The 22,733-nt window shown below is 49.3% G+C and carries 23 protein-coding genes and 1 tRNA gene; 8 read left to right on the top strand and 16 right to left on the bottom strand.

Going from position 1 to position 22,733, the window contains the following annotated elements; genetic code table 11:
* Positions 1–16 precede the first annotated feature (16 nt).
* Positions 17–691 carry a response regulator gene (locus KU392_RS10005; protein ID WP_169294962.1) on the bottom strand — a complete coding sequence of 225 codons (675 nt, stop codon included), beginning with the start codon at positions 689–691 and terminating at the stop codon, positions 17–19.
* Positions 692–773: 82 nt separating this feature from the next.
* On the opposite strand from KU392_RS10005, the gene ogt reads away from it, so the two are divergent.
* Together ogt and arsC are read left to right on the top strand one after the other, a co-directional pair.
* Positions 774–1,310 carry a methylated-DNA--[protein]-cysteine S-methyltransferase gene (gene ogt / locus KU392_RS10000; protein ID WP_246587426.1) on the top strand — a complete coding sequence of 179 codons (537 nt, stop codon included), beginning with the start codon at positions 774–776 and terminating at the stop codon, positions 1,308–1,310.
* A gap of 11 nt (positions 1,311–1,321) precedes the next feature.
* A complete protein-coding gene (arsC, locus tag KU392_RS09995) occupies positions 1,322–1,750 on the top strand; it encodes an arsenate reductase (glutaredoxin) (RefSeq protein ID WP_217735204.1) in 429 nt (142 codons plus the stop codon).
* Positions 1,751–1,777: 27 nt separating this feature from the next.
* On the opposite strand, the gene KU392_RS09990 is transcribed toward arsC, so the two are convergent.
* Positions 1,778–4,834 carry an AAA family ATPase gene (locus tag KU392_RS09990; RefSeq protein ID WP_217735203.1) on the bottom strand — a complete coding sequence of 1,019 codons (3,057 nt, stop codon included), beginning with the start codon at positions 4,832–4,834 and terminating at the stop codon, positions 1,778–1,780.
* Positions 4,831–6,000, bottom strand: coding sequence for an exonuclease SbcCD subunit D (locus tag KU392_RS09985; protein WP_211182367.1), 1,170 nt, complete (start codon positions 5,998–6,000; stop codon positions 4,831–4,833). The genes KU392_RS09990 and KU392_RS09985 overlap by 4 nt, the downstream gene beginning before the upstream one ends.
* Before the next feature lie 270 nt (positions 6,001–6,270).
* On the opposite strand from KU392_RS09985, the gene KU392_RS09980 reads away from it, so the two are divergent.
* A complete protein-coding gene (locus KU392_RS09980) occupies positions 6,271–6,495 on the top strand; it encodes a hypothetical protein (RefSeq protein WP_169294966.1) in 225 nt (74 codons plus the stop codon).
* A gap of 195 nt (positions 6,496–6,690) precedes the next feature.
* Here KU392_RS09980 and KU392_RS09975 read toward each other — a convergent pair.
* Positions 6,691–6,766 (bottom strand) — tRNA-Val (locus KU392_RS09975).
* A 249-nt stretch (positions 6,767–7,015) separates the two neighbouring features.
* On the opposite strand from KU392_RS09975, the gene KU392_RS09970 reads away from it, so the two are divergent.
* The 4 genes from KU392_RS09970 to KU392_RS09955 are packed head-to-tail and all read left to right on the top strand — an operon-like array spanning position 7,016 to position 9,522.
* Entirely contained in the window at positions 7,016–7,246 is a 231-nt protein-coding gene (locus KU392_RS09970; RefSeq protein WP_246587425.1) for a MoaD/ThiS family protein, read from the top strand.
* 4 nt (positions 7,247–7,250) lie between these two features.
* On the top strand, positions 7,251–7,712 hold the full coding sequence (locus KU392_RS09965; RefSeq protein ID WP_169294968.1) for a molybdenum cofactor biosynthesis protein MoaE: 462 nt from the start codon (positions 7,251–7,253) through the stop codon (positions 7,710–7,712).
* Positions 7,709–8,314, top strand: a complete 606-nt coding sequence (gene mobA / locus KU392_RS09960) for a molybdenum cofactor guanylyltransferase (RefSeq protein WP_217735201.1) — start codon at positions 7,709–7,711, stop codon at positions 8,312–8,314. Before KU392_RS09965 ends, mobA begins: the two co-directional genes overlap by 4 nt.
* Entirely contained in the window at positions 8,314–9,522 is a 1,209-nt protein-coding gene (locus tag KU392_RS09955; protein WP_217735200.1) for a molybdopterin molybdotransferase MoeA, read from the top strand. Before mobA ends, KU392_RS09955 begins: the two co-directional genes overlap by 1 nt.
* A gap of 125 nt (positions 9,523–9,647) precedes the next feature.
* Here KU392_RS09955 and fdhE read toward each other — a convergent pair whose 3' ends face one another.
* The 9 genes from fdhE to moaC form a co-directional block, all read right to left on the bottom strand.
* A complete protein-coding gene (gene fdhE, locus KU392_RS09950) occupies positions 9,648–10,574 on the bottom strand; it encodes a formate dehydrogenase accessory protein FdhE (protein ID WP_169294971.1) in 927 nt (308 codons plus the stop codon).
* Between the two features lie 9 nt (positions 10,575–10,583).
* Positions 10,584–11,390 (bottom strand): formate dehydrogenase accessory sulfurtransferase FdhD, encoded by an 807-nt coding sequence (fdhD, locus tag KU392_RS09945; RefSeq protein WP_217735199.1) that lies wholly within the window; start codon positions 11,388–11,390, stop codon positions 10,584–10,586.
* 1 nt (position 11,391) lies between these two features.
* Entirely contained in the window at positions 11,392–12,039 is a 648-nt protein-coding gene (locus tag KU392_RS09940) for a formate dehydrogenase subunit gamma (protein ID WP_211182369.1), read from the bottom strand.
* On the bottom strand, positions 12,039–12,953 hold the full coding sequence (gene fdxH / locus KU392_RS09935) for a formate dehydrogenase subunit beta (RefSeq protein WP_169294973.1): 915 nt from the start codon (positions 12,951–12,953) through the stop codon (positions 12,039–12,041). Before fdxH ends, KU392_RS09940 begins: the two co-directional genes overlap by 1 nt.
* An 11-nt stretch (positions 12,954–12,964) precedes the next feature.
* The gene (gene fdnG, locus KU392_RS09930; protein ID WP_217735198.1) at positions 12,965–16,081 is read right to left on the bottom strand and encodes a formate dehydrogenase-N subunit alpha; all 3,117 of its coding nucleotides are present in this window, start codon (positions 16,079–16,081) and stop codon (positions 12,965–12,967) included.
* 263 nt (positions 16,082–16,344) lie between these two features.
* Positions 16,345–16,968 (bottom strand): ATP-binding cassette domain-containing protein, encoded by a 624-nt coding sequence (locus KU392_RS09925; protein WP_246587424.1) that lies wholly within the window; start codon positions 16,966–16,968, stop codon positions 16,345–16,347.
* 31 nt (positions 16,969–16,999) lie between these two features.
* On the bottom strand, positions 17,000–17,662 hold the full coding sequence (modB, locus tag KU392_RS09920) for a molybdate ABC transporter permease subunit (protein ID WP_169294976.1): 663 nt from the start codon (positions 17,660–17,662) through the stop codon (positions 17,000–17,002).
* An 18-nt stretch (positions 17,663–17,680) separates the two neighbouring features.
* Positions 17,681–18,388 (bottom strand): molybdate ABC transporter substrate-binding protein, encoded by a 708-nt coding sequence (gene modA / locus KU392_RS09915; protein WP_211182370.1) that lies wholly within the window; start codon positions 18,386–18,388, stop codon positions 17,681–17,683.
* Positions 18,389–18,496: 108 nt separating this feature from the next.
* Positions 18,497–18,988 carry a cyclic pyranopterin monophosphate synthase MoaC gene (gene moaC / locus KU392_RS09910; protein ID WP_189385492.1) on the bottom strand — a complete coding sequence of 164 codons (492 nt, stop codon included), beginning with the start codon at positions 18,986–18,988 and terminating at the stop codon, positions 18,497–18,499.
* A gap of 196 nt (positions 18,989–19,184) precedes the next feature.
* Here moaC and mog point away from each other — a divergent pair, with 196 nt between their 5' ends.
* On the top strand, positions 19,185–19,748 hold the full coding sequence (mog, locus tag KU392_RS09905) for a molybdopterin adenylyltransferase (RefSeq protein WP_169294979.1): 564 nt from the start codon (positions 19,185–19,187) through the stop codon (positions 19,746–19,748).
* Between the two features lie 71 nt (positions 19,749–19,819).
* Here the strand turns inward: mog and moaA are convergent, their stop codons facing one another.
* The 3 genes from moaA to KU392_RS09890 all read right to left on the bottom strand — a co-directional run bounded on the left by moaA (position 19,820) and on the right by KU392_RS09890 (position 22,717).
* The gene (gene moaA / locus KU392_RS09900; RefSeq protein WP_169294980.1) at positions 19,820–20,794 is read right to left on the bottom strand and encodes a GTP 3',8-cyclase MoaA; all 975 of its coding nucleotides are present in this window, start codon (positions 20,792–20,794) and stop codon (positions 19,820–19,822) included.
* A 192-nt stretch (positions 20,795–20,986) separates the two neighbouring features.
* Entirely contained in the window at positions 20,987–21,259 is a 273-nt protein-coding gene (locus KU392_RS09895) for an HU family DNA-binding protein (RefSeq protein WP_169294981.1), read from the bottom strand.
* 192 nt (positions 21,260–21,451) lie between these two features.
* Entirely contained in the window at positions 21,452–22,717 is a 1,266-nt protein-coding gene (locus KU392_RS09890) for a cystathionine gamma-synthase family protein (RefSeq protein WP_169294982.1), read from the bottom strand.
* Between the last annotated feature and the right edge of the window lie 16 nt (positions 22,718–22,733).

The following is a 22,733-nucleotide window of genomic DNA, read 5'->3' as shown; positions in this document are numbered from 1 at the left end:
CGCCAGCCGCACCGGGTCAGGCCTCGGCATCAATTTCAAGCAGATAACCAAAACCACGTACCGTCTGGATACTGACCCCCAGCCCTTCAAGCCGCTTGCGTAAACGATACACATACACTTCAACGGCATTTTCGCTGAAATCGGCATCCCAGGCGGACAGGGAATTCACGATCTGACGCTTGGTTACCACCCTGCCCGCCCTGACCATAAGCATCTCCAGCACCGATAACTCGCGAACCGATAAATTCAGGCGCTCGCTCCCGGCCCTGACCTCTCTGCCCACCATATCAAAGGCCAGAGGGCCCACCTCAAGGATCGGACTGGGCTGACCCGACTGCCTGCGGGCAAACACACGAACGCGGGCGGCAAGTTCGGCCAACTCAAAGGGTTTGGTCACATAATCATCCGCCCCGGCATCCAGACCCGCCACACGATCCTCCACCCCATCGCGAGCAGTTAAAATCAGGGTAGGTGCTTGCTGCCCCTGCTTTCTTGACTGTCTCAGGACATCCAGCCCGCTCATGTCCGGCAAATTCAGGTCCAGCACCAGCAAATCATAAGTTTGTGCCGATACCGCCCCCAATGCCTGACTGCCGGTACTGACCCAGTCCACCGCATACCCCTGCGCCCGCAGGAATTCCTGCAAGGCAGAACCCAGGATACTGTCATCTTCAATTACCAATATTCTCATTTTGAGCTATCTTGTTGAATTAATCGCTTTAGAATAATGAATGGTATCTCAATTTAAGCAAAATTTAATCTTCAGGCGGAATATGATGAAACTCTATATGTCCAGCATGGACTCCCCGCTGGGAACAATCATCCTGATGACCGATGACGAAAACAGGCTCAGGGTGCTTGATTTTGCCGATCATGAACAACGGATGCTTGACTTGCTGCATCGGCAATACAAACACACGGAAATCATTCCAGCCAGCACGCCCTGCCCCTATGAAAAGAACTTGCACGATTATTTCAATGGCGACCTCGATGCCCTAAACACCATTCCGGTCGCAACCGGTGGCACCCCATTCCAGCGGGCGGTATGGCAGGCCCTGCAGGAAATCCCCCATAGCCAAACCATGAGTTACGGAGAGCTGGCGGCCAAGGTTGGCAACCCGAATGCATCGCGGGCCATTGGCCTGGCCAACGGTGCCAACCCCATTTCAATTGTTATTCCCTGCCACCGGGTGATTGGCAAAGACGGCAGCATGACCGGCTATGGCGGTGGCCTGGAGCGCAAAATATGGCTGTTGCGCCATGAAGCCCCTTTCTCTGGTATGATGCCCAGCCATCCACCCATGAGTTAACAGGAGCCGACATGAGCAAGATAACGATTTACCATAATCCACGTTGTGGCACTTCACGCAACACGCTGGCACTTATCCGCAATACCGGTATTGAACCTGAGGTGATTGAATACCTCAAGAACACGCCCAGCAAACAGGCACTGGCCGACATTGTCGCAAAATCCACCCATACCGTCAGGGACATCATTCGCGCCAAAGAAGCCATTTATCAGGAACTGGATCTGGCCAACCCCAAATGGACCGACGATGAACTATTGGATTTCATGGTCAAACACCCCATTTTAATCAACCGACCCATTGTGGTGGTTGACAATGAAACCGCCAGGCTGTGCCGCCCCTGTGAGGAAGTGCTTGACATCCTGCCCTTGCCCCAGCTGAAGGCATTCAACAAAGAAAATGGCGAAGCGGTTATTGATGAGAACGGCAAGCGCATCGTATAAAGCGCCTGCCCAGGCAAACGGTTTTCTTCAAACGCCATGAACCTGAATACGGCTGCCCCGTGCCGAGGGCAGCACATCAATACGCAGCGCCATTTGCTCTTTCAACTCGGTCACATGGGAAATAATCCCGATAGTACGGCCGCTGGCCTGCAAATCCAGCAAGGTACGAATGGCCAATTCCAAAGAATCCATATCCAGGCTACCAAACCCTTCATCAATAAACAGGGTATCCAACCTGATGCCACCGGCATAGGCCTGAACCACATCCGACAAGCCCAGCGCCAGCGACAGCGCCGCCATGAACGATTCGCCCCCCGACAAGGTGGCTACCGGCCGGGCAATGCCCGTGTATTCATCCATGACTTCCAGGTCCAGCCCCGAGCGGCTATTGCCCTTGGCACGGTCCTCTTTCCGGATCAATTGATAACGCCCCTTGCTCATCAAACGCAGGCGCACCGTAGCATCGGCCAGCACATCATCCAGCAAAACACTTAACACAAACCGCTGCAGACTGATCCGGCTGTCTGCGCGCCCATTGGCAACATGGCTGAGCGTGCCATAAATGGCATACTCCCGTTCAAGCTCGGCATTTTGCTCATGCATGCGGTCAATTTTTGCCGCCACCGATTTCAATTGATTCAATGTCTCGTTATGCTGCTGCCAGGCAGATTGGGCCTGGTCACGCAATTGCTTCATCTGTTCATGCCTGGTTTCCATTTGCGTCAAATCAGGCGGGGTTTTACCCTCAAGCTGAGCACAAATATTCTTACACTGCCCTTCAAGCTCATACTGTTGACGGTTAAATTGCGCCACATACTGCTCAAGCGCTTGCCTTTCATGCGCACTCAGCACCGCCAGCCTGCATGCCTGTTCACTATCAAAAGCATGCTGCCCAAGCTGATCCTGGCAGGTCTGCCGCGCCTGTTGCAGGGCAACGATTGCCTGCTCCTGCCGGCTTTCCAGGCCAGCCTTGCGTTCCTGCAACTGAACATGTTCCTGGCTGGCCAACTCAAATGCCTGCCGGGACATTTCATATTCTTTTTGCAGCAAAGCCAGACGTTGCCTGACATCGAGCAACGTTTGCGCCAGCACGTTGGCATCACGAAACGACTCGGGCAATTCGGCCAGCCGAAGCTTGAGCTCATTCTCCAGGGAAGCCAGGGAAAGCCTGATGGTCTGCTGCTTTTCCCGGGTCTGCTGCAAGGTTTCGTCCAGCTGCGACAGCGCCTTTTCAAATACAGCCAGCTGCTCTTGCAACAAAGACTGCGACTGTCTGGCCTGGGTGCATTGCTTAACCCGTTTGCGGGCCTGCTCACACACGTCCAGCAAAGTGGGAGCGGGTACGCTGGCACTGTCACCCAGCGCTGCCAGCTGCTCATTAATTTGCCCCGCCAATGCCTCTTGCAAGGTACGAACCTGAACCAGGGTGTTTTCCATGTTTTGCAGCTGCTGACGTGCTTTTTCAAGTCTTTGTGCAGACTGTTCTAGATCTGCCTTCTCCAGCAAGGCCTGTTGTGCCTGTGCCGGTTGCGGATGCATGGTGCTGCCACAAACCGGGCAAGGTTCATTCAACTGCAAACGACTGGCCAATTGTGCCGCCTGCTCCTGGTGCCACTGAATTTGCAGCCGGGTATCTTCTTCGTGCAGGGCCTGCCAGCTTTGCCGCGTTTCCTCCACCGAGGCGATGCCCGCCATCGCCCGCGCTTGCAAGGCCTGACTTTTATCCAGCAGCGCATCGTACTGTTTTTTTAATTGCAGAACATGTTCCGCCTGATCCAGTTGCTGCACAGCTTCAGGCAGCGCCTCAACAAAAACCCGCAACTCGACAATTTTTTCCCTGGCCTGCTCCAGTTGTTGCTGTTTATGTTGCCGGGCAAGCAACTGCTCATCATGCGTCTGGTTAATTTGACGCCATACTGCCTGCAGGCGCTCATTTTCCACTTGCTTTTCCTGAAGCAGGCGCATTTTTTCACGATAACGCTCAAGTTCATGGATTTGAACATTCAAATCATCTTTTTGCCGGTACTGGCTTGTGGCCAGCTCAAATTGCTGGCGGGTTTGCTCAAGCTTTTTCCCGGCACCAACCATTTGCAGCGCCAGCGCCTGCAATGCCTGCTGCAGACTTTCGCTGTATTTTTCCGCTTCTTCACGTGCCTGGATCAATGGCATCAACAAAGTGGCCTGGCTGGAGCGCGCAAGCTTATGTTCGGTTTGCCGCAATTGCCCGCGTGATTGCTCAAGTGTGGCCAGCGAATGCAGGCAACTTTCTTTCTGCCTGAACAATTCCTGCAAAGCCATTGCAGCGGAACGCTCTTTTTCAAACAACATGAATTGTTCAAAGGCGAGGTTTTTTTTCGTTTCAAGTTCCTCAACCAGTGGCGCAAGTTGACTGATTTTTTCTTTCAGGGCCGCTTCCGAGCTGCAATCGGCCGACTCCAGCAAACCGGCAATTTTCTGGTCATGTTTTTTTTTGCTTTCTTCGATATCCGCAGCCCGCTGCTTGAGTTTTTCTTCTATTTTACGGTAAATGGAGGTTTGGAACAGCTGACTGAAAATACTTTCTCTTTGTTGGGAGTTGGCCAATAACAACTCCCTGAACTTACCCTGAGGCAAGACCATGACCTGCCTGAACTGCTCAGCGGTAAGACCGGTCAGCTCAACCACCCTTTCCGTTACCTCGGTGGCCTTTTTGGGAATCAGCAAAATCTCATTGCCATCCGCCTGTATTTCCCACAATTTGGCCTCGGTCGCTTGCATGGTAAAACCTTCACCCCGCTGCTTGGGCCTGTCCTGGGCCGGCATCCTGAAAATCCGGTATTGCTTTTCACCCAAAGCAAACAAGAACTCAACTTCGGTTAAGGAATGAGAAGCCGCCATATCCGAGCGCAGGGCAGCCGGATCCCGATCATCATCGGCCGCCTGACCATACAGGGCAAAACAGATGGCATCCAGCAAAGTACTTTTACCGGCACCGGTTGGCCCATTAATCAGGAACAGGGGGTTTTCACCCAAGCGGGTGAAATCAACCTCTTCTTTTCCCGCGAAAGGCCCAAAAGCCTGCATGCTTAAATAAACGGGTTTCATGCCTGCTCCTCTTTGCGCACTTCAAGAATCACTTCCTTGACTGCCTGCTTCTGGGGTTCACTCAGAGGCTGTCCGGCCACCTGCTCAAAAAAGTCACAAAACAGATCGTACTCATCACGCTTCAGGGCCTGCCCCGGTGCCAGCACCTCTGCTTCGGCACGATACAGACCAGGTTTTTCCAGTTGCAATACATTAGGATATACCTCGCGGATTTTCCCTATCGGATCCAGCACGGCATGGGTATCCGCAAGCTTTACCAACACGTAATCGTGCGCATTGGGGTCTTGCCGGCCCATTTCAACAATATCTGCCAATGTCCCTTCCAGGGTCCGCACATCGCGCAAGGGTTTCAGGGGCAAGTTTTGCATGCTTGCCTTGCCATTTGTATCCAGCTCCACCAGGGTAACGCCCTTGTTGTGAAACTGCTCGGAAAAACTGTATTTAAGAATAGAACCCGAATAACGGATATGCTCTGCCCCTTTATACTGGGGCGCATGCAAATGGCCCAGCGCCACATAATCAAAACCATCAAAAACCGTATGAGGCACTACATCAGACCCGCCAATTGACAAAGGCCGCTCAGACTCGGAGTTAACCGCCCCTTCCAGAAAACAGTGAGCCAGCAATACATTGACCCGCTCCGCGTCCATCACCTGTCTGATTTTTTCTGCCAGCAGGCGATGCGCCGCTTCATAAGTGCTGACCGGCGCCTGAAAATAATTGCGTACCAGCTCGGGATCATTAAAAGGTATGCCATAAAAATCAACCCGCTCACCCTTGTCATCAATCACAACCGGCTTGATCATCTGATCAAAATCGGCAATGATATGCACACCGGACGCCCTTAACTGTTGAGCGGCAAACCCCAAACGCTGCGCACTGTCGTGATTGCCAGGAATCATGATGACCGGAATATTCAGTTGCCCTATCCGGTTTAAGGTTTTATCCAGCAAAGCCACCGCTGACACCGGTGGCACCGAACGATCATAGATGTCGCCGCTAATCAGCAAAGCCTGCACCTGATGCTGCTCAAGGTAAGCAATGATCTGGTCCAGCACATACTCCTGGTCTTCAATCAGAATACGGCTGGCAAACTGACGGCCCAAGTGCCAGTCAGAGGTATGAATGAATTTCATGTAAGCGTCGTAATTTTTTTCTATTTGCATTGACGGTCAACAATGACCGCAAGAGCATTTTAACATCCTGTCAGCACCAGGAATATTTTCCCCAATCCCTTACTCATCTTGTGCCGACATATCGGCGTTGACCACATCAACCGCCCACACACCAATCACATTGACACAAAAGACTAAGCAGCCATAAACACGCTTGACAAATATTCTCATTGCTCCCCCCTGTAGAAAACAATAGAATTATGATATGCCTTTGCGACATCCACGTGACATCCCATCTATTCTGCTTTACAGGAGACGAATATGTATAAGTTAAATGAAAAGGGCAGATACGCACTTGAAACTTTTCTGGATGCTATTGCCAAGCCAGGCTTTGAACTGGAACCCATTTACGAGATGGCCACCCGGATTGCCAACGAATACTTCCCGGTTGATCAGGATGCCATTCTGGAACTCGATCCCAGCCAAACCCAATCGGGCAACCCCGAAATAATCCAGTTATTCAAAAGCTGGTTCGACCATTCATAACCCGGCCTCTGTTTTCCGGTTAAATTGTTTAACCGGAAAACAACGCCAGGATTATCAAGCAACGCTTTTGAAACCCACCACTTTTGAGACCCATTTAACCGCGCACCTGACAAGGTGTTATTTAAACAGGCAAAAAATAAACAGGCATAAAAAAAGCACTTACCAATGTAAGTGCCTGATTTGCCAATTTTGCAATGGTGGGTGCTACAGGGGTCGAACCTGTGACCTACGCCTTGTAAGGGCGCCGCTCTACCAACTGAGCTAAGCACCCATTGCTTAACTGAAGAATTAAATTATATAGAGCCTTTCATAGGCTGACAAGCTTTTATTGAAAATATATTCAAATTACACAAAAAAACATGACCAATTTACAACAAACATAAAAAAACAATGTTTCCCCATACAAAATTCACCCACATGCCCACAAAGCTCACAATAAGGCAACTCCACCAACTTTGGTTATAATGCCCTGTCTACCATCATAACCATGGCATTACATCCTATGTTAAAAATCATCTATATGGCAAAACTAAAAGAACAATTGTCCATTGCCGAAGAAACCATTGAGTGGCCTGGCGGCACCCGCGATGAACTGATCCAGTTATTACGCAGCCGCAATCAACTGTGGCACGAAACCCTGGCCCCCGAAAACGTATACAAAATAGCCATCAACAATAGCATTGTTCATCAAAATGCCCACATACCGGAAAACGCTGAAGTCGCCCTGCTTCCCCCGGTTACCGGAGGCTGAAACCATGTATGCCATCAGTATCCAATCCACAGACTTCAACCTTGAAACCGAAGAACAATTGGCCGAACAGTCCTCAAGCAACTGTGGTGCGCTTGTAAGCTTCGTTGGAAAGGTTCGCGGCAAAGACCACGAGCAATTGCTCAGTCATTTGTACCTGGAGCACTTTCCCGGGGTCACCGAACAGGAAATTGAAAAAATCATTCTGACGGCACAACAGAAATGGCCTTTACAGTACGTAAAAGTCATCCATCGTATTGGCGAAATCAAAACCGGTGAAAAAATTGTGCTGGTCCTGACCGCCAGCGAACATCGCAAAGACGCCTACCAGGCCAACGAATTTATTATGGATTACCTGAAAACAGAAGCGCCTTTCTGGAAAAAAGAATGCTTTGCCAACGGAGACGCTCATTGGGTGGATATGAAAAAGTCCGATCTGGATCACACACAGCGATGGAACCAGGCATGATATCCAATACAGCCGGACTTATTCTTGCCGGTGGCCTTGGCAGCAGAATGAACCACCTGGACAAAGGAATGGTTCTGTTCAAGCATAAACCACTGGTTGAATACCCGCTGGCGCTTTTGCAAAGAACACTGGATTGCATTGTCATTAGTGCAAACCGCAATCTGGATCAATATGCCGCTTATGGACACCCTGTCATCCAGGACCAGCCCCAATACACGGGGATGGGTCCGCTGGGCGGCATTTACAGCGCCAGCATGCAGCTGCCTGAAAACATTACATTCATCCAGGTCGTTCCCTGTGATACGCCTTTCCTGCCTGACCACCTGGTGGAACAGCTGCATACGGCCCTGTTGCAAACCAATACCGATATTGCCATGGCAATCAGTGGCAGCAACCAGCACCCCAGCATTATCCAATTCAGACGCTCGCTACTGCCCGACCTGAAACGACGACTTGATCAACACGTGGACAAATTACGCCTGCGCTCCTTTGTTTTGGACAACGCCCATACATTGGTCAATTTTGAGCAGGAAGATTTTTTCATCAATTTTAACAATCCAGAATCACTCAAGCTCTGGGATTCATTACAAGGTAATGCATAATGCGTGATTACTACGAAGCTCTTGAAGAACTGCTTTCCAAAACCCAAACAACCCACCAAACAGAAGACCGCTCCCTGGAAGAGGCTGAAGGCTATATCCTGGCCGAAGCATTAACGGTGAATTATGATGCCCCCATGTTTGACAACAGTGCCATGGACGGCTACGCAGTTTGCGACCTGAACCGGACCGAATGGGAAATTATTGGCGTGGTTGCCGCGGGTGATGACGTTACCGCAACCCGCCTTGAGCCCGGACAGGCCGTTCGCATTTTTACCGGCGCAGGCATACCGGCCAATACCGACAGCGTGGTTCCACAAGAAAACACCACCGTCACCGACAGCCGTGTGTCGGTTGAGCAAGCACTGAAACCCAGCGCCAATATCCGCCGCCAAGGTGAAGAATTGAAAAAAGGAGATGTACTGGTTTCATCTCATACCGTTATTTCACCCGCCGCCATCGGGCTGTTGGCCAGTCAGGGCTATGCCAGTGTCAGCTGCTTCAAGCCACTCACCCTTACCCTGTTCTCTACCGGTGATGAACTGCTTTCCCTTACCGAACCACTGGCACCCGGTAAAATTTATGATTCAAACCGCCCCATGCTGCTTGGCTGGCTTAAGCATTATGCCTACCTGAAGGTGGTCAATGGCGGTGTTTTACCTGATGACTATGACACCATCAAGCAGGCTTTGCATCAGGCCGCCGCCAACGCGGACATCATCATCTGCTCTGGCGGGGCATCGGTGGGGGACAAAGACTATGTCAAACAGGTTCTGGACGAATTGGGTACCCTTGAACACTGGAAACTGGCCATCAAGCCCGGCAAACCCTTTGCCTGGGGAAACATCAACAATCGCTGCAAAGTATTTCTGCTACCCGGCAACCCGGTGGCCAGTTATGCCACCACCCTGCTCATGACCCTACCGGCCATTAAATATCTTGCCGGACTTTCAATTGAAAAAGCCCGTCCCCAAAAATGGAAAGCCCAGGCGGATTTTTCAATTCCCAACAACAAACAAGGTCGCCGTGATTTCTGGCGTGGTGCGCTTACCATGACAGACACCGGTGTCTGGGCAGCGCCCGTCAAAGGCCAGGGCTCGCATATGCTTTCCGGCTGTGTCAATGCGGATGTCTTAATCGAGGTTCCTGCGCACACCAATGTCGAACACGGCCAATGGATTGATGTTTATCCGTTGTCACACTCGTTTTAAGCCCACCTCATTTCCACAAAAAAGCCCGATAACACAACCGTTACCGGGCAAGCAAACAACATGAACCACGGTGCGTTATCACAGCCGTCTGGTTCGGCAAGCAGCCGCACCAGCTTTGGGCATGATTAATGTGGCACTTCTTTTTCCATCATCAGGAAAGGATTGGCACCACCCCGGGAATAGCCTTTTTCACCCAGCATCATATCCAGAGCCAACGACCCCAGGTCATCGGCAACCGGATCGGCATGCTGCTCTTTGCTGAGGCTGAACATTTTACGGTAACCCTGGCAAACATCACAGGTTTCACCGCTGGCTCCATGCAAAGCGCCTTCGGTGACACCCTCCACCGACTGCAAGGTCATGTCTTTCGTATTACCACAGAAAGTACACTTTGCCCTTAAGGCATTCCAGCGACTGTTGCATAAATTGCAATGCAGGTAACGCAGGTTTTCCTGCTCACCGCTTTTCAAAACAATACTGGCAACCGCATCACTGCCACAGCAGGGACACTGTACACGCTCATCACGTGAAGGCACATCAGTTTCCTGCAATTGCATCGCCCAGTAAGTCCAGATCACTTGCAAAACGGCATGCACCCAAATACTGTATTCCTGGTCAGTTACGTCGGCTTCGTGTTGCAGCAGGCGCCGGGCCAGCGCTTCCTGATCAGGCACCGGCATGGCCAGCAGGCGTTGCCAGGTTTGTTCCATATGATCAGACAATTCACCCTTGATACGCTCGTACAAGGCATGCAACATGGGCGTAAAGCAGGACGGAATCGGGGTATTGTGAACATTTAACATGGAAGCCGTCTCATTACGCTTGAGCTCCGGGACAACGGCATCTGCGTCAGCCAGCAAACCATGCTGAACCCGAGACAAGCCAGCCAACAGCTGCAAATACAATTTCCAGTCGGATTTCTCCAGTTTGGCCAATTTTGTGAAACGCTCACTGCGGGACAAAAACAGATGTTTATCTGGCGCGATCCAAAATGGAATATGAAAAAAAGATTTTTCAATTTCTTCTTTTGGTTTTAATTTAATGTGATCCATTTAAACCCTTTAATCTGCCAAAGTAATGTATTCATGACCGGTGTAAATCACCTGCTGACCTGGCCTGGCAAAGCCTATCAACGTCATATTGGCCTCTTGCGCCAATTGAACCGCCAGTGCAGTGGGGGCTGAAACGGCGACCAGGCACCCAACCCCCAAAACAGCAGACTTGACCACCATTTCGTAGCTGGCACGACTGGATACCAGCACAAAACCCTCTGACCAGTTCCAGCCAGCCCTGGCACCAAACCCCAGCAATTTATCCAGGGCATTATGTCGCCCCACATCTTCAAACAGGGCTTGTATATGACCGCTGCCATTTACCCAGGCAACCCCGTGCACAGACCCGGTTTGCGCACGCAATGGCTGCAACGAGGCAAACGCATCAAGCGCATCTGAAATATGCGCTGCAGATACCTTGGGCCTTACCTTAACAGGAGTGATAACCGGTTTGACCACATCCAGGCTTTCTATGCCACATAAGCCACACCCGGTACGACCGCTTAAATTACGCCGCCGTCCCTTCAGTTGCAAAAACGCTGCCGAGGCAATGTCCATATTAACCAGCATGCCTGCTGGGGTTTGCAACACTTCCACATCATAAAGTTGGGATGCCGAGGATAAAATCCCTTCAGTCAGGCTAAATCCCAAAGCGAGCTCTGGCAAGTCTTGCGGGGTTGCCATTAAAACCACATGTGAAATGCCGTTGTAAACAAGGGCTACCGGCACTTCATTGCTCAGGCAATCATCGGTCTCGTCAATCCGGCCTTGCTTCAGGCGCCAGACGGTTAAAGTTTTAAGTGGTGTTGCGGTCATACTATAAACGCCCGGCAGCCTCATCCTTGGCTTTCTTTTTTGCCATAATTTCACGATACCAGCGGGGGTGATGCGCCTTGGCCCACGCTTGGGTGACCACACCTTCCACCATTGCACGAATGGTGCCTTTAATCCAGATTGCCGCATAGACATGCACAATAATTCCGGCAATCAGCACCAGGGCTGACACGGCATGCAGCAACAAAGCAATCCGAATAAGCGGAATCGGGAACATGTCGGCAAAATAAGGGCGCCAGGCAATAAACCCGGTTGCCAGCAAAGTCAACATACAAACAGTCATTAGCCAGAACATTATTTTCTGGCCAGCATTATACTTGCCAGTATCACCCACTTCTTCGCCTTTCAGGATTTGACCAACTGATGTAAGCCACTTAACATCTTCTTTTTCCATTAAGTTGTATTTCCAATAGCGGAAAAACTGGATAAAAAAGCCAAGAAACATAACCACCCCAACAAAAGGGTGAATAATGCGGGCCAGCTGCGGCGTTCCAAACACGCCGGTCAGCCAGAAAAAAGCCGGATAGAAAAAAGCCAGGCCGGAAATCGCCAGCAACACAAAGCAGCCGGCCACAATCCAGTGATTGACCCGTTCGGCTTTGTTATAGCGCTGAATCAGTTTCTCTTTCATTATGCATCCCCCTCGTTTTTAAGCGTATCTCCGTCTTTGCCAATGATTTCGGGCTTTTCCTCTACGGTCCGGTTTGGACCGATGGTGATGTAGTGCAACCAGCCTACGACACCCGCCAGGGCAATACCAACCGTCGCCAACGGCTTGAGAAGACCCTTCCATAAACTGACTGTAGTACTGATTTCAGGATCTTTGGGAAGATCATTATAGAGCTGGGGCTTGTCGGCATGATGTAAAACATACATGACGTGAGTACCACCAACCCCTTCGGGATCATACAAACCGGCATTTTGATAGCCACGATTTTGCAAATCCTCAATCCTTTTTTCGGCAACCAATTTCATGTCATCTTTGGTGCCAAACTGAATGGCTCCGGTAGGACAGGTTTTTACACAAGCCGGCTCTTGTCCAACCGCCACGCGGTCTGAACACAAACTGCATTTATAAGCACGGTTATCCTTTTTGGAAATCCGTGGAATATTGAATGGGCAGCCCGCGATACAGTAACCGCAACCGATACAGTTTTCCTGGTGGAAATCGACAATACCATTTTCATACTGAATAATGGCACCGGGTGAAGGGCAGGCTTTCAGACAGCCCGGATCGGTGCAATGCATGCAGCCATCCTTGCGGATCAACCATTCAAGCTTGCCGTTTTCCTCGGTTTCGGCAAAACGCATAACGGTCCAGCTGTCTGCCGTCAAATCTATCGGGTTGTCATACACACCATGGTTGATCCCGATATCATCTCGCAAATCGTTCCATTCGGAACAGGCTACCTGACAGGCTTTGCAGCCAATACAGGTTGTCACGTCAATTAATTTTGCCACTTCTTCCGGTTGACGAACGCCGGGAGGTGGTGTCATTTCAGCTGTCGCGGAACGACGACGGATATCTAAAGATTGCAATGCCATTTTCTAACTCCTTAAGCCTTTTCCACGTTCACTAAAAATGTTTTGTATTCGGGTGTCTGTGCATTACAGTCACCCACAAAAGGCGTCAAGGTATTTACTAAATACTGTTTTCTGTCCGATACATTCACCCATCCACCATGCAAGGGAATACCGACCTGGTGCAGGGTTTCTCCATTAACCAGCAAAGGCCGGATCCGTTTCGTGACAACCGCCCTGGCCTTAATAGAGCCCCGGATCGTGCTAACGGTTACCCAATCGCCTTTTTCAATTCCCTTCTCTTTGGCCAGCTCTTCGCTAATTTCAACAAATTGCTCGGGTTGGGCAATCATCAGCAGCTTGACAGACTTGGTCCAGAACTGGAAGTGTTCGGTGAGGCGGTAAGTAGTACCCACATAGGGATACTTGTCTTTCTTGCCAAAACGGTTTCTGGCACTGTCAAACATGCGCACGGCCGGTGAGTGCACTACGCCGGGGTGCAGCAGATTGGTGCCCAATGGCGTTTCCATAGGCTCATAAGACTCGGGGAAAGGACCATCCACCAATTTTCTGGCACAGAACAAACGGCCAACACCCTCTTCGTTCATGATAAACGGATTCATGTCCGTACCAGGTGCCTCATCCGCCTTGAAGTCAGGTATATCGGCACCCACCCATTTTCGGCCATCCCACTCGATCAATGTACGGTTTTTATCCCATGGATTGCCACTGGGGTCGCACGATGCACGGTTATACAGAATGCGGCGGTTAGCCGGCCAGGCCCAGGCCCATCCGGGCGTATTGCCTAAACCGGAATCGGTATTGTCGCGACGGGCCATCTGGTTGCCGTTTTTAGTCCAGCTACCTGAAAAAACCCAGCAGGCACACGAGGTGCTTCCATCATCGCGCAGCTGATGGAAACCATCCAGCAACTGGCCTTTGGGTATGACGATATTGCCCATCTCGTCTTTGATGTCCTCAAGGGCACGACCATTAAACTCCTTGGCCATCTCATGCGGCAAGGGGCTAAGCGGATTCTGGTACTGCCAATCAAGATTAACAATTGGCTCTGGTACCGTACCACCCTCTTCCAGATATAACTTTTTAAGCCGTTGATGGATTTCAGCCAGAATTTCCAGGTCAGGCTTGGCATCGCCCGGAGGATGTGCCCCGGCCCAGTGCCACTGCAACCAGCGTGATGAGTTGACGATGGAGCCTTCTTCTTCTGCAAAACAGGGCGTTGGCAAACGGAAAACCGTCGTCTGGATACTGGCAGGATCAACATCGTGATGTTCACCATGATTTTCCCAGAAAGTGGCTGTTTCAGTATTCAAGGGGTCCATCACCACCAGGAATTTCAACTTCGAGAAAGCCTCGGTGACCCGTTTTGAGTCGGGGAATGAACTGGTAATGTTGAAACCCTGCACCAACAGGCCGTGCATTTGTCCCTGATAAATCATGTCGGTCATTTGCAGGCTATCGTACATCTTGTCCCATTTAGGCAACCAGTCATAACCCCAGTCATTTTCTTTAGTGGCCTTTTCACCAAAGAACCATTTAAGCAGGCTAACCATGAACTTGGGTGTATTGCTCCAGTAATTCAGCTGGCCTGGACGGAAGGGTTTGGGTGTTTGTTTTTGCAGGTAATCATCAAAAGTGGGATGCTGATTTTCATTGGGCAGCACCAGATAGCCTGGCAAGCTCGTGGACAGCACGCCCAGATCAGACAAACCCTGAATATTGGAATGCCCACGCAAGGCGTTGACGCCACCGCCAGCCATACCGATATTACCCAGCATAAGCTGGATCATGGCCATCGTACGGATATTCTGGGTTCCATAAGTATGCTGCGTCCAACCCAGGGCGTAAAGAATCGTTCCGGTCTTGTCAGGCACACTGGTTTCACCCAAAGCCTGGCACACCAACAGGAAGTCCTCAATCGGTGTTCCCGTGATTTTTGTCATCATCTCGGCCGTGTAGCGGGAATAATGTTCTTTCATTAAATTCCATACACAGCGCGGATGTGTCAGTGTTGGGTCAACCTTGGCATAACCGTTTTCATCAAGCTCGTAAGTCCATGAGCTCGTATCGTAAGTGGTGTTTTCGGGCGCATGCGTATCAGCCAGCGGATCTGCATTGGCTGCCGTGGCATCACTGGTCTCGGAGTAATCGGGATGACCTGTAAACAGGCCCTCATGGAAGCCATATCTTTCATCAACAATGAAACTGGCATTGGTATAAGCTTTTACATATTCCCACTGAATCTTATCGTTTTCAATCAGCCAGTTAATGACCGCCCCCAAAAAGGCAATATCACTTCCTGAACGAATCGGCAGGTAATGGTCTGCCACCGCAGCGGTTCGGTTAAAACGCGGATCACAAACAATGAGTTTGGTACCCTTTTTCTTCTTCGCCTCAATGACCCATTTGAAACCAACCGGATGCGCTTCTGCCGGATTGCCGCCCATGACCAGAATAAAATCGGCATTCTGCATGTCACAGAAAGTATTGGTCATTGCCCCCCGGCCAAATGTAGAGGCCAGTGCAGACACAGTGGGCGCATGGCAAACACGTGCCTGCGAGTCTGCCGCCACGATACCCAAAGAGCGAATGAATTTTTGGGTCAGAATACCGGCTTCGTTAGAACCGGCGGACGTACAGGCCATTCCTACTGCCTCAAGACGGTTAACCGTGACGCCTTTGTCGTTTTTTACAACAAAATGTTCATCACGCTCCTCTTTAATCAGGCGGGCAATACGATCAAAAGCATCATCCCATGAGATTCGCTTCCATTCATTGGTACCGGCTTCACGAACTTCCGGGTAGTGCAAACGTTTGGGGCTGTTAATGTAATCAATCAGGCCAGCCCCTTTCGGGCAAAGACTGCCCCTGCTGACCGGATGGTCGGGATCACCCTCAATATGAAATATTTTCTTGGTGACGTTCTTGGCACCATCTCCCAGGCTATACAGCAAGGTTCCACATCCAACCGAACAATAAGTACAGTTATTTCGTGTTTCAACCGCCCTTAACAATTTGTACTGGCGAACTTCAGCCCACGCGTTGGTTGGCGCGGCCCCCATTACGGCAAGACTTGTCGCACCAACACCGCCTGCCGTAACTTTAAAAAACTGTCGTCTGGTCATCTTCATTGCGATGATGCTCCTATCGTGTATGTATTTAAGACCCTATGATCAATGGGGGCTATTATAAGTAACAATTTAGTTGGAAAAAATTATCACTTTAAATATTTACAAATTAACAAACATGAGCATAAAAATCACATGCTTATTTCAACAACAATTCAAGCCGGTCATTTCAAGAATACAAGAAAACCCGCCAAGCCAATTGACTACATTCAATTTTTTTAGAAAGGAAAATATGACTGGGCGCGCATGTATTTTATTTAATGCTCTCAAGGTTTTAATTCAATCAACTCTGCCGAAAACGCTTGTATATCTTCCTCGTCATGAGTAATCAGCATAAGAGGAATTCTCAACTCTTCCAGCAACTCTTTTACTTCTTCACGCATATGTCTGCGCAATTTTTTATCAAGTGCGGAAAACGGCTCATCAAGAAGCAGCAATTCAGGTTCTATGATAAGCGCCCTGGCAAGGGCAACCCGCTGCTGCTGGCCACCGGACAATTGGTCTGGATACTGACGGGCCAGATCGGCAATCTGAAACCGGCTCAACCAGTGGTGGATTTTCTCAAGGTTATCAGGTGAAATCCTGTTAAACCAGCCCTTACGGTTTAGCCCGAAGCCCACATTTTGCTCTATAGTCAAATGAGGAAACAAGGCATAGTTTTGCAGGATATAACCGACATTACGCGCCTGCGGTGCAATATTTATATTATTCTGTTTATCAAACAGCACGCTGTTTTTAATTTTTATGGTACCACTGTCAGGTGTCAATAAGCCCGCTATGCATTTTACCGTCAGGGATTTACCAACCCCGGAAGGGCCAAATAAAATCACCTGTTCCCGGTGACTGCGTACTTGAATATCCAGCATGAATGTTCTTGAAGCTGAAAGCATTTTTTTCCGGATAGCGATATCAAAAATCATTTCAGGCACGCTTTGGAGATAGATAATAAGCCAACGACAAAACTGCAATACACACAACCGATATCAGCAAAACCAATTGATTGACTTCAGCATCCTGTCCGGCCTGAACCGCATCATAAATGGCAATTGAAAGTGTTTGGGTTTTGCCGGGAATGCTGCCAGCCACCATTAAGGTCGCCCCAAACTCGCCCAATGCGCGAACAAAGCCCAGTAACAAACCTGCAAGAATTCCTCGCCAGGCCAAAGGCAGAAAAACCCGAAAAAAAACAGCGCTTTTGGAAACACCCAATACCCAGCCAACCTGCTGCAATTGCTCATCAACCGACTCAAAAGCGGCCCGTGCCGGTTTGAAAACAAGCGGAAAAGTGACGATTGCCGCGGCAATAATGGCACCATTAAGGGAAAAAACAAGACCAAACCCAAAGTTGGCTTCAAGCCACTTGCTTAAACCGGTTTTGTTACCAAACAAAACCAGCAAATAATATCCCAATACCGTTGGTGGCAATACCATTGGCAAAGTGGCCATCACATCAAGCACCTGTCTGCAAAAACTACGCTTCCGTGACAGATACCAGCCAAAAGCAATACCCAGTACAAGATTGATCATCGTAGCCCAGACAGCCACTTTGACAGACAAAAATAAAGGTATCATGATCGACTGCATTAACTGATTCCCTTGCTGTTATGGACGCACAAAACCGTATTGATCAAAAATAGCCCGGCTTTCTTCCGATAATACGTAATCAACAAATTGCCGGGCAAGATCGGGCTCTTGGCTGTCTTTTAACACGGCAATCGGATATACAACCGGTTGTTCCAGCTCAACACTAAACGCAACCTTGACCTTGTCTGGCAGGATTTTGGCATCGGTGCCATAAACAAAACCGGCCTCCACGTTCGCACTGGCCACGTACTCCAGGGCCTGTCGGACATTTTGCGTAAAAACTGTTTTGTCTTTCAGTGTTTCATCAAGACCGGCCTTTTTAAGCGCCCCTGCCGTATAGCGTCCGGCCGGCACACTGGACGGGTTGCCAATGGCAATACGATTGACGGCATCGTTTTGCAAATCATTCAGGGTTTCCAGTTTTAAATCGCTGTCTGCCGGCACAATCAACACCAGTTCGTTTTTGACGAAATGGGTATGCCGGTTATTTTGCAAAATCCCGCCCTCATTGGCAGCCTGCATATTGGCAAGGTCGGCACTGGCCAAAACATCGACAGGAGCACCATGACGGATTTGCTGAAGCAGACTGCCTGAACCGCCAAAATTGAAATCAATGGTGTGACCTTGATGCACCTGTTCAAATTTCCGGCCAATTTCCTGAAACACGTCTTTCAGGCTGGACGCAGCGGAAACCGTTATGGTTGCTGCCGAGACACTGCCCGTCATTGTCACACATGCCAAAAACAGCCATACTCGTCTGAACATCAACCTACCTCTTTGAAATACCTGAAGATGATAAAAAAACGTCATAAAAAACACAAGGTCACAGCCACGTCAAGCCTCTTGCCGGGCACGCCAATCACCTGACTTGCCCCCCTTTTTCTCAAGCAAATGAATATGGCTTATTTGCATTCCCTTATCAACCGCTTTTAACATATCGTAAATAGTCAGCAAACCGGTTGAGACCGCTGTCAGGGCTTCCATTTCAACGCCCGTTTTACCGGTGGTTTCAGTCGTTGCCACCACTTCCACGGATCGCGTCTGTTCGGCCAGATTGAACTCAATGCTCACGTGCGTAAGACTTAAAGGATGGCACAAGGGAATCAGCAAACTGGTATGCTTGGAACCCTGGATGGCGGCAATGCGTGCAATACCCAGCACATCCCCTTTTTTGCTTTCACCGGAAACCAGCAAACGGTAAGCCACTTCGTTCATGCTTATTTTCCCACTGGCGCGGGCAACCCGCCTTGTTTCTTTTTTTTCTGAAATATCAACCATATGGGCCTGGCCCTGACTGTCAAAATGCGTTAATTGTTGATCTGTCACGTTTTATATCCTTAATACTGTCTAGAACAGGGGGAATAAGATAATTTTAATGTTATAGAATACAATTCTTTTGATGGTAAAAATTTAGGCCATGTATTCTGGCATAAATTAGGCCAGTGCCTGGCAAAAGCACATCTTTATCTTTATAAACAATCTCCGCTATTCATCAAAAGCAAATGCAGTCAAAGGAATCAGTATGGAAACACTACGCATTGGTATCGTCTCTATCAGCGATCGGGCCTTCAACAAAACCTATGAAGATCAGGGCTTGCCTGCATTGAAATCCTGGTTAGGCGCTGCAGTCCTGAACCCGCTGGAATTTGTAGCGCATTTAATTCCCGATGAACAGCCCATGATTGAACAAACCCTAATTGAGTTGTCCGACATTCAAAAATGCCCCTTGATTTTAACTACCGGGGGTACAGGCCCTTATTTGCGTGATGTAACCCCTGAGGCCACCCTGGCTGTTGCTGATCGCATCATCCCCGGGTTTGGCGAACAAATGCGACAAATCAGCCTTCACTTCACGCCTACCGCCATTTTATCCCGCCAAGTGGGTGTTATCCGCGGCAACAGTCTGATTCTGAATTTGCCAGGCCGTCCAAATGCAATCGCCGAAACGCTCGGTGGCGTCAAAGATGAACAAGGCAAACAAATCATTCATGGTATTTTTGCATCGGTACCTATTTGTGTGGATGCCGTTGGCGGCCCGTTGGTTGAAACCAACCCGGACATCTGCAAATCGGTACGTCCGAAATAAGCTTTTCTACCCTATAAGCAAAGCGGCTCACAGGCCGCTTTTTTTATTAATGAAAGCTTCACTTAAAAAATTTAACCACCCGTCATCGACATAATACGGATGATTTTCTCTGGCCGGCTATTGAATTCATGCCGTTCGGGTTTCAGCTCTATCGCTTCGCGAATGGCCTGTTCAAGCTCGGCATCGCTGCAATTATCACGCAAATATGGCAACAGGTTAAATTTGTCTTCCTGCCCTAAACACAAGTACAAATGCCCGTCAACCGCAAGCCGGACCCGATTGCAGGTTTCACAGAAATGCTGGGATTTGGGCGTTATAAAGCCAAGCGTAAAATCACTGTTGGGTGTTTCCCAATAACGGGCTGGCCCCCCACCCCATACCTTGTTGGATTCTTGCAAACCAAACTTGTCTTTGACCTGTTCAATAATTTCCTGCAAATTAACCGGTACCTGTTTTTGCCCGGTTACGCCCATGGGCATCACTTCAATAAGGCGCAGTACAAACTGATTCTGGATACAGTACTGAATCATATCTTCGATATCAGAGATATTAATACCGGCCAGCGGGACCATATTGATTTTAATTCTCGTAAAACCGGCCTGCCTGGCTGCCTCCAGTCCTGCCATGACTTTAGACAAACTGTCGCTGCCCGAAATTTCCTCAACACATTCACGACGCAAGGAATCCAGACTGACGTTCAAACGGTGCAAACCGGCATCACGCAAGGGTTGTGCATATTTTTTCAATTGTGTGCCATTGGTGGACATAGACAGGTCTTCCACTCCTTCCAACGCCGACAGGCGGGCAACCAGCTCGGGCAGGTCTTTGCGCAGCAGCGGCTCTCCGCCTGTTAACCTGAAACGACGGGTTCCCATGCGGGAAAAGGCAGCGACCACACGCACTATCTCATCAAAAGACAACCAATTCGCAGGACGTTCAAACTCTTTGAATCCCTTGGGAATACAGTAAGAACATCGCAAATCACACTTATCTATCAATGAGAGGCGTAAATAATCAATTTTTCGACCAAACCTGTCAATCAGCATTCTGCGCTTATATCCATTGTATTAATTAATTAAATGCAGTCTACCATAGAAAAACCCCACAAATCATATAAAAATCTGATTGGTGGGGTGCTGTTTGCCCAACAGGGTTTATCTACACTTTCAAATGCGTCACTTATAAAAAAACAAAATAAATGACCTCATGTATGACAAACCGTGTTTGCCATTTGGCATTTAGTTTACCGCGTCTTTCAGTGCTTTACCTGGACGGAATTTAGGTACTTTGGCTTTTTTGATTTTGATGGCTTCGCCTGTGCGTGGGTTACGACCAGTACGGGCTGCACGAGTAGAAACGGCAAATGTACCAAAACCAACCAAGGTTACCGTCTCGCCTTTTTTCAGTGTTGCTTTCACTGCAGCGATCATTGCATCCAGAGAGCGGCCAGCCGCTGCTTTGGAAATATCTGCCTTAGATGCAATGTATTCAACCAATTCTGTCTTATTCATTCAGGAAAACCCCTTTTCTAAATTAACTCTGATGTAAATCATCACGCGTATCTTCCCTTTAATCTTATTGGCTGTCAAGAAAAAAACACAGCAAACCCCGCATATTTACTAGTCTTGCGGCCATTATCAATGGAAAGCAATTAATTTGTATGATTTTTTATACACCCGTACAAGGTCGATCAAAACCACGCTCTACCTTAATGACGCGTCATTCATGCATTGTGCAAGTGCCTGCCTGAAATCATTGATCAGGTCTTCCTCATCTTCAATACCGACAGAAACACGCAGCAAATTATCACCAATACCCATCTCAGCCCTTCGGGCAGGCCCCATCTCGTAATAAATGGTATGCGCCACAGGTAAAGCCAGCGTCCTGGCATCGCCCAAATGCGTGGCCAGCACAACCACATTCAACCTATTCAAAAATTCAAAGCAATCAATGCCATCGACAAGCTCGACGCCCAGCAACGCACCAAAACGATTGTTAAACAGGATAGCCGCACGTTCATGCTGCGGATGCTGGATTAAGCCGGGATAACGCACACTGGCGATTCCAGGATGGGTTTCAAGAAAACGGGCAAGCGCCAATGCATTTGAACAGGACTGCTTCAGCCTTAAAGCAAGTGTTTCAGCGCCCACGGCAATACGGTGGGCCGCATCGGACGAAAGCGTTGCTCCCATGTCACGCAAACCTTTTTTCTTGATTTGGGTCAGGCCCCAGGTGTTTGCAGGACCGGTTTTATAGCTATCATAAATATTGGCATAACCAGACCAGTCGTATAAACCTGTATTGGTAACGGCACCACCCAATGCATTGCCATGACCACAGATATATTTGGACAATGAATTCATGACCAGGGAGGCCTTGACGCTTTTTCCCTGCAACAACCACGGTGAGGTTAAGGTATTGTCTATCACATACACCAGCTTATGCGTTTCACAAATATCACCAATGGCCGACAAATCGGCAATTTGCGTTCCCGGATTGGCAATGGTTTCGGTAAACACCATTTTTGTTTCGGGACGAATGGCATCTTTGACCTGTTGCGCATCGGTAGGATCCACAAAAGTCACTGTTACGCCAAGCCGGTCAAGCGTTCCCAGCAGGCTGTTGGTATTGCCAAAAACAAACTGACTGGAAACCAGATGATCTCCCTGTTTTAACAGCGTCATGAAAATGGAAGACAAGGCCGCCATACCCGTCGCAAAAGTGACTGAACCAATACCCCCTTCCATCAAGGTGATTTTGTCTTCAAGCGCGGCTGTAGTCGGGGTTCCCTGTCGGGCATAGGTATAGCCCGACTTACCCTGAAAAACCGCCGCCAGCTCTCTGGCATCGGCAAAAGCGTATTCGGTTGAGGTATGCAATGGCTTGTGAATGGCACCGTGCTCGACCGCTTTACGACGGTCCGCGTGAAGGATGGAGGTGGTAAACCCGCTATGTTCGTTTTTTGACATGATATGACTGTGAAAG

This window comes from Advenella alkanexedens, from assembly GCF_019132845.1.
Lineage (GTDB): Bacteria > Pseudomonadota > Gammaproteobacteria > Burkholderiales > Burkholderiaceae_B > Advenella > Advenella alkanexedens.
This window is presented reverse-complemented; position numbering and strand designations above follow the sequence as displayed.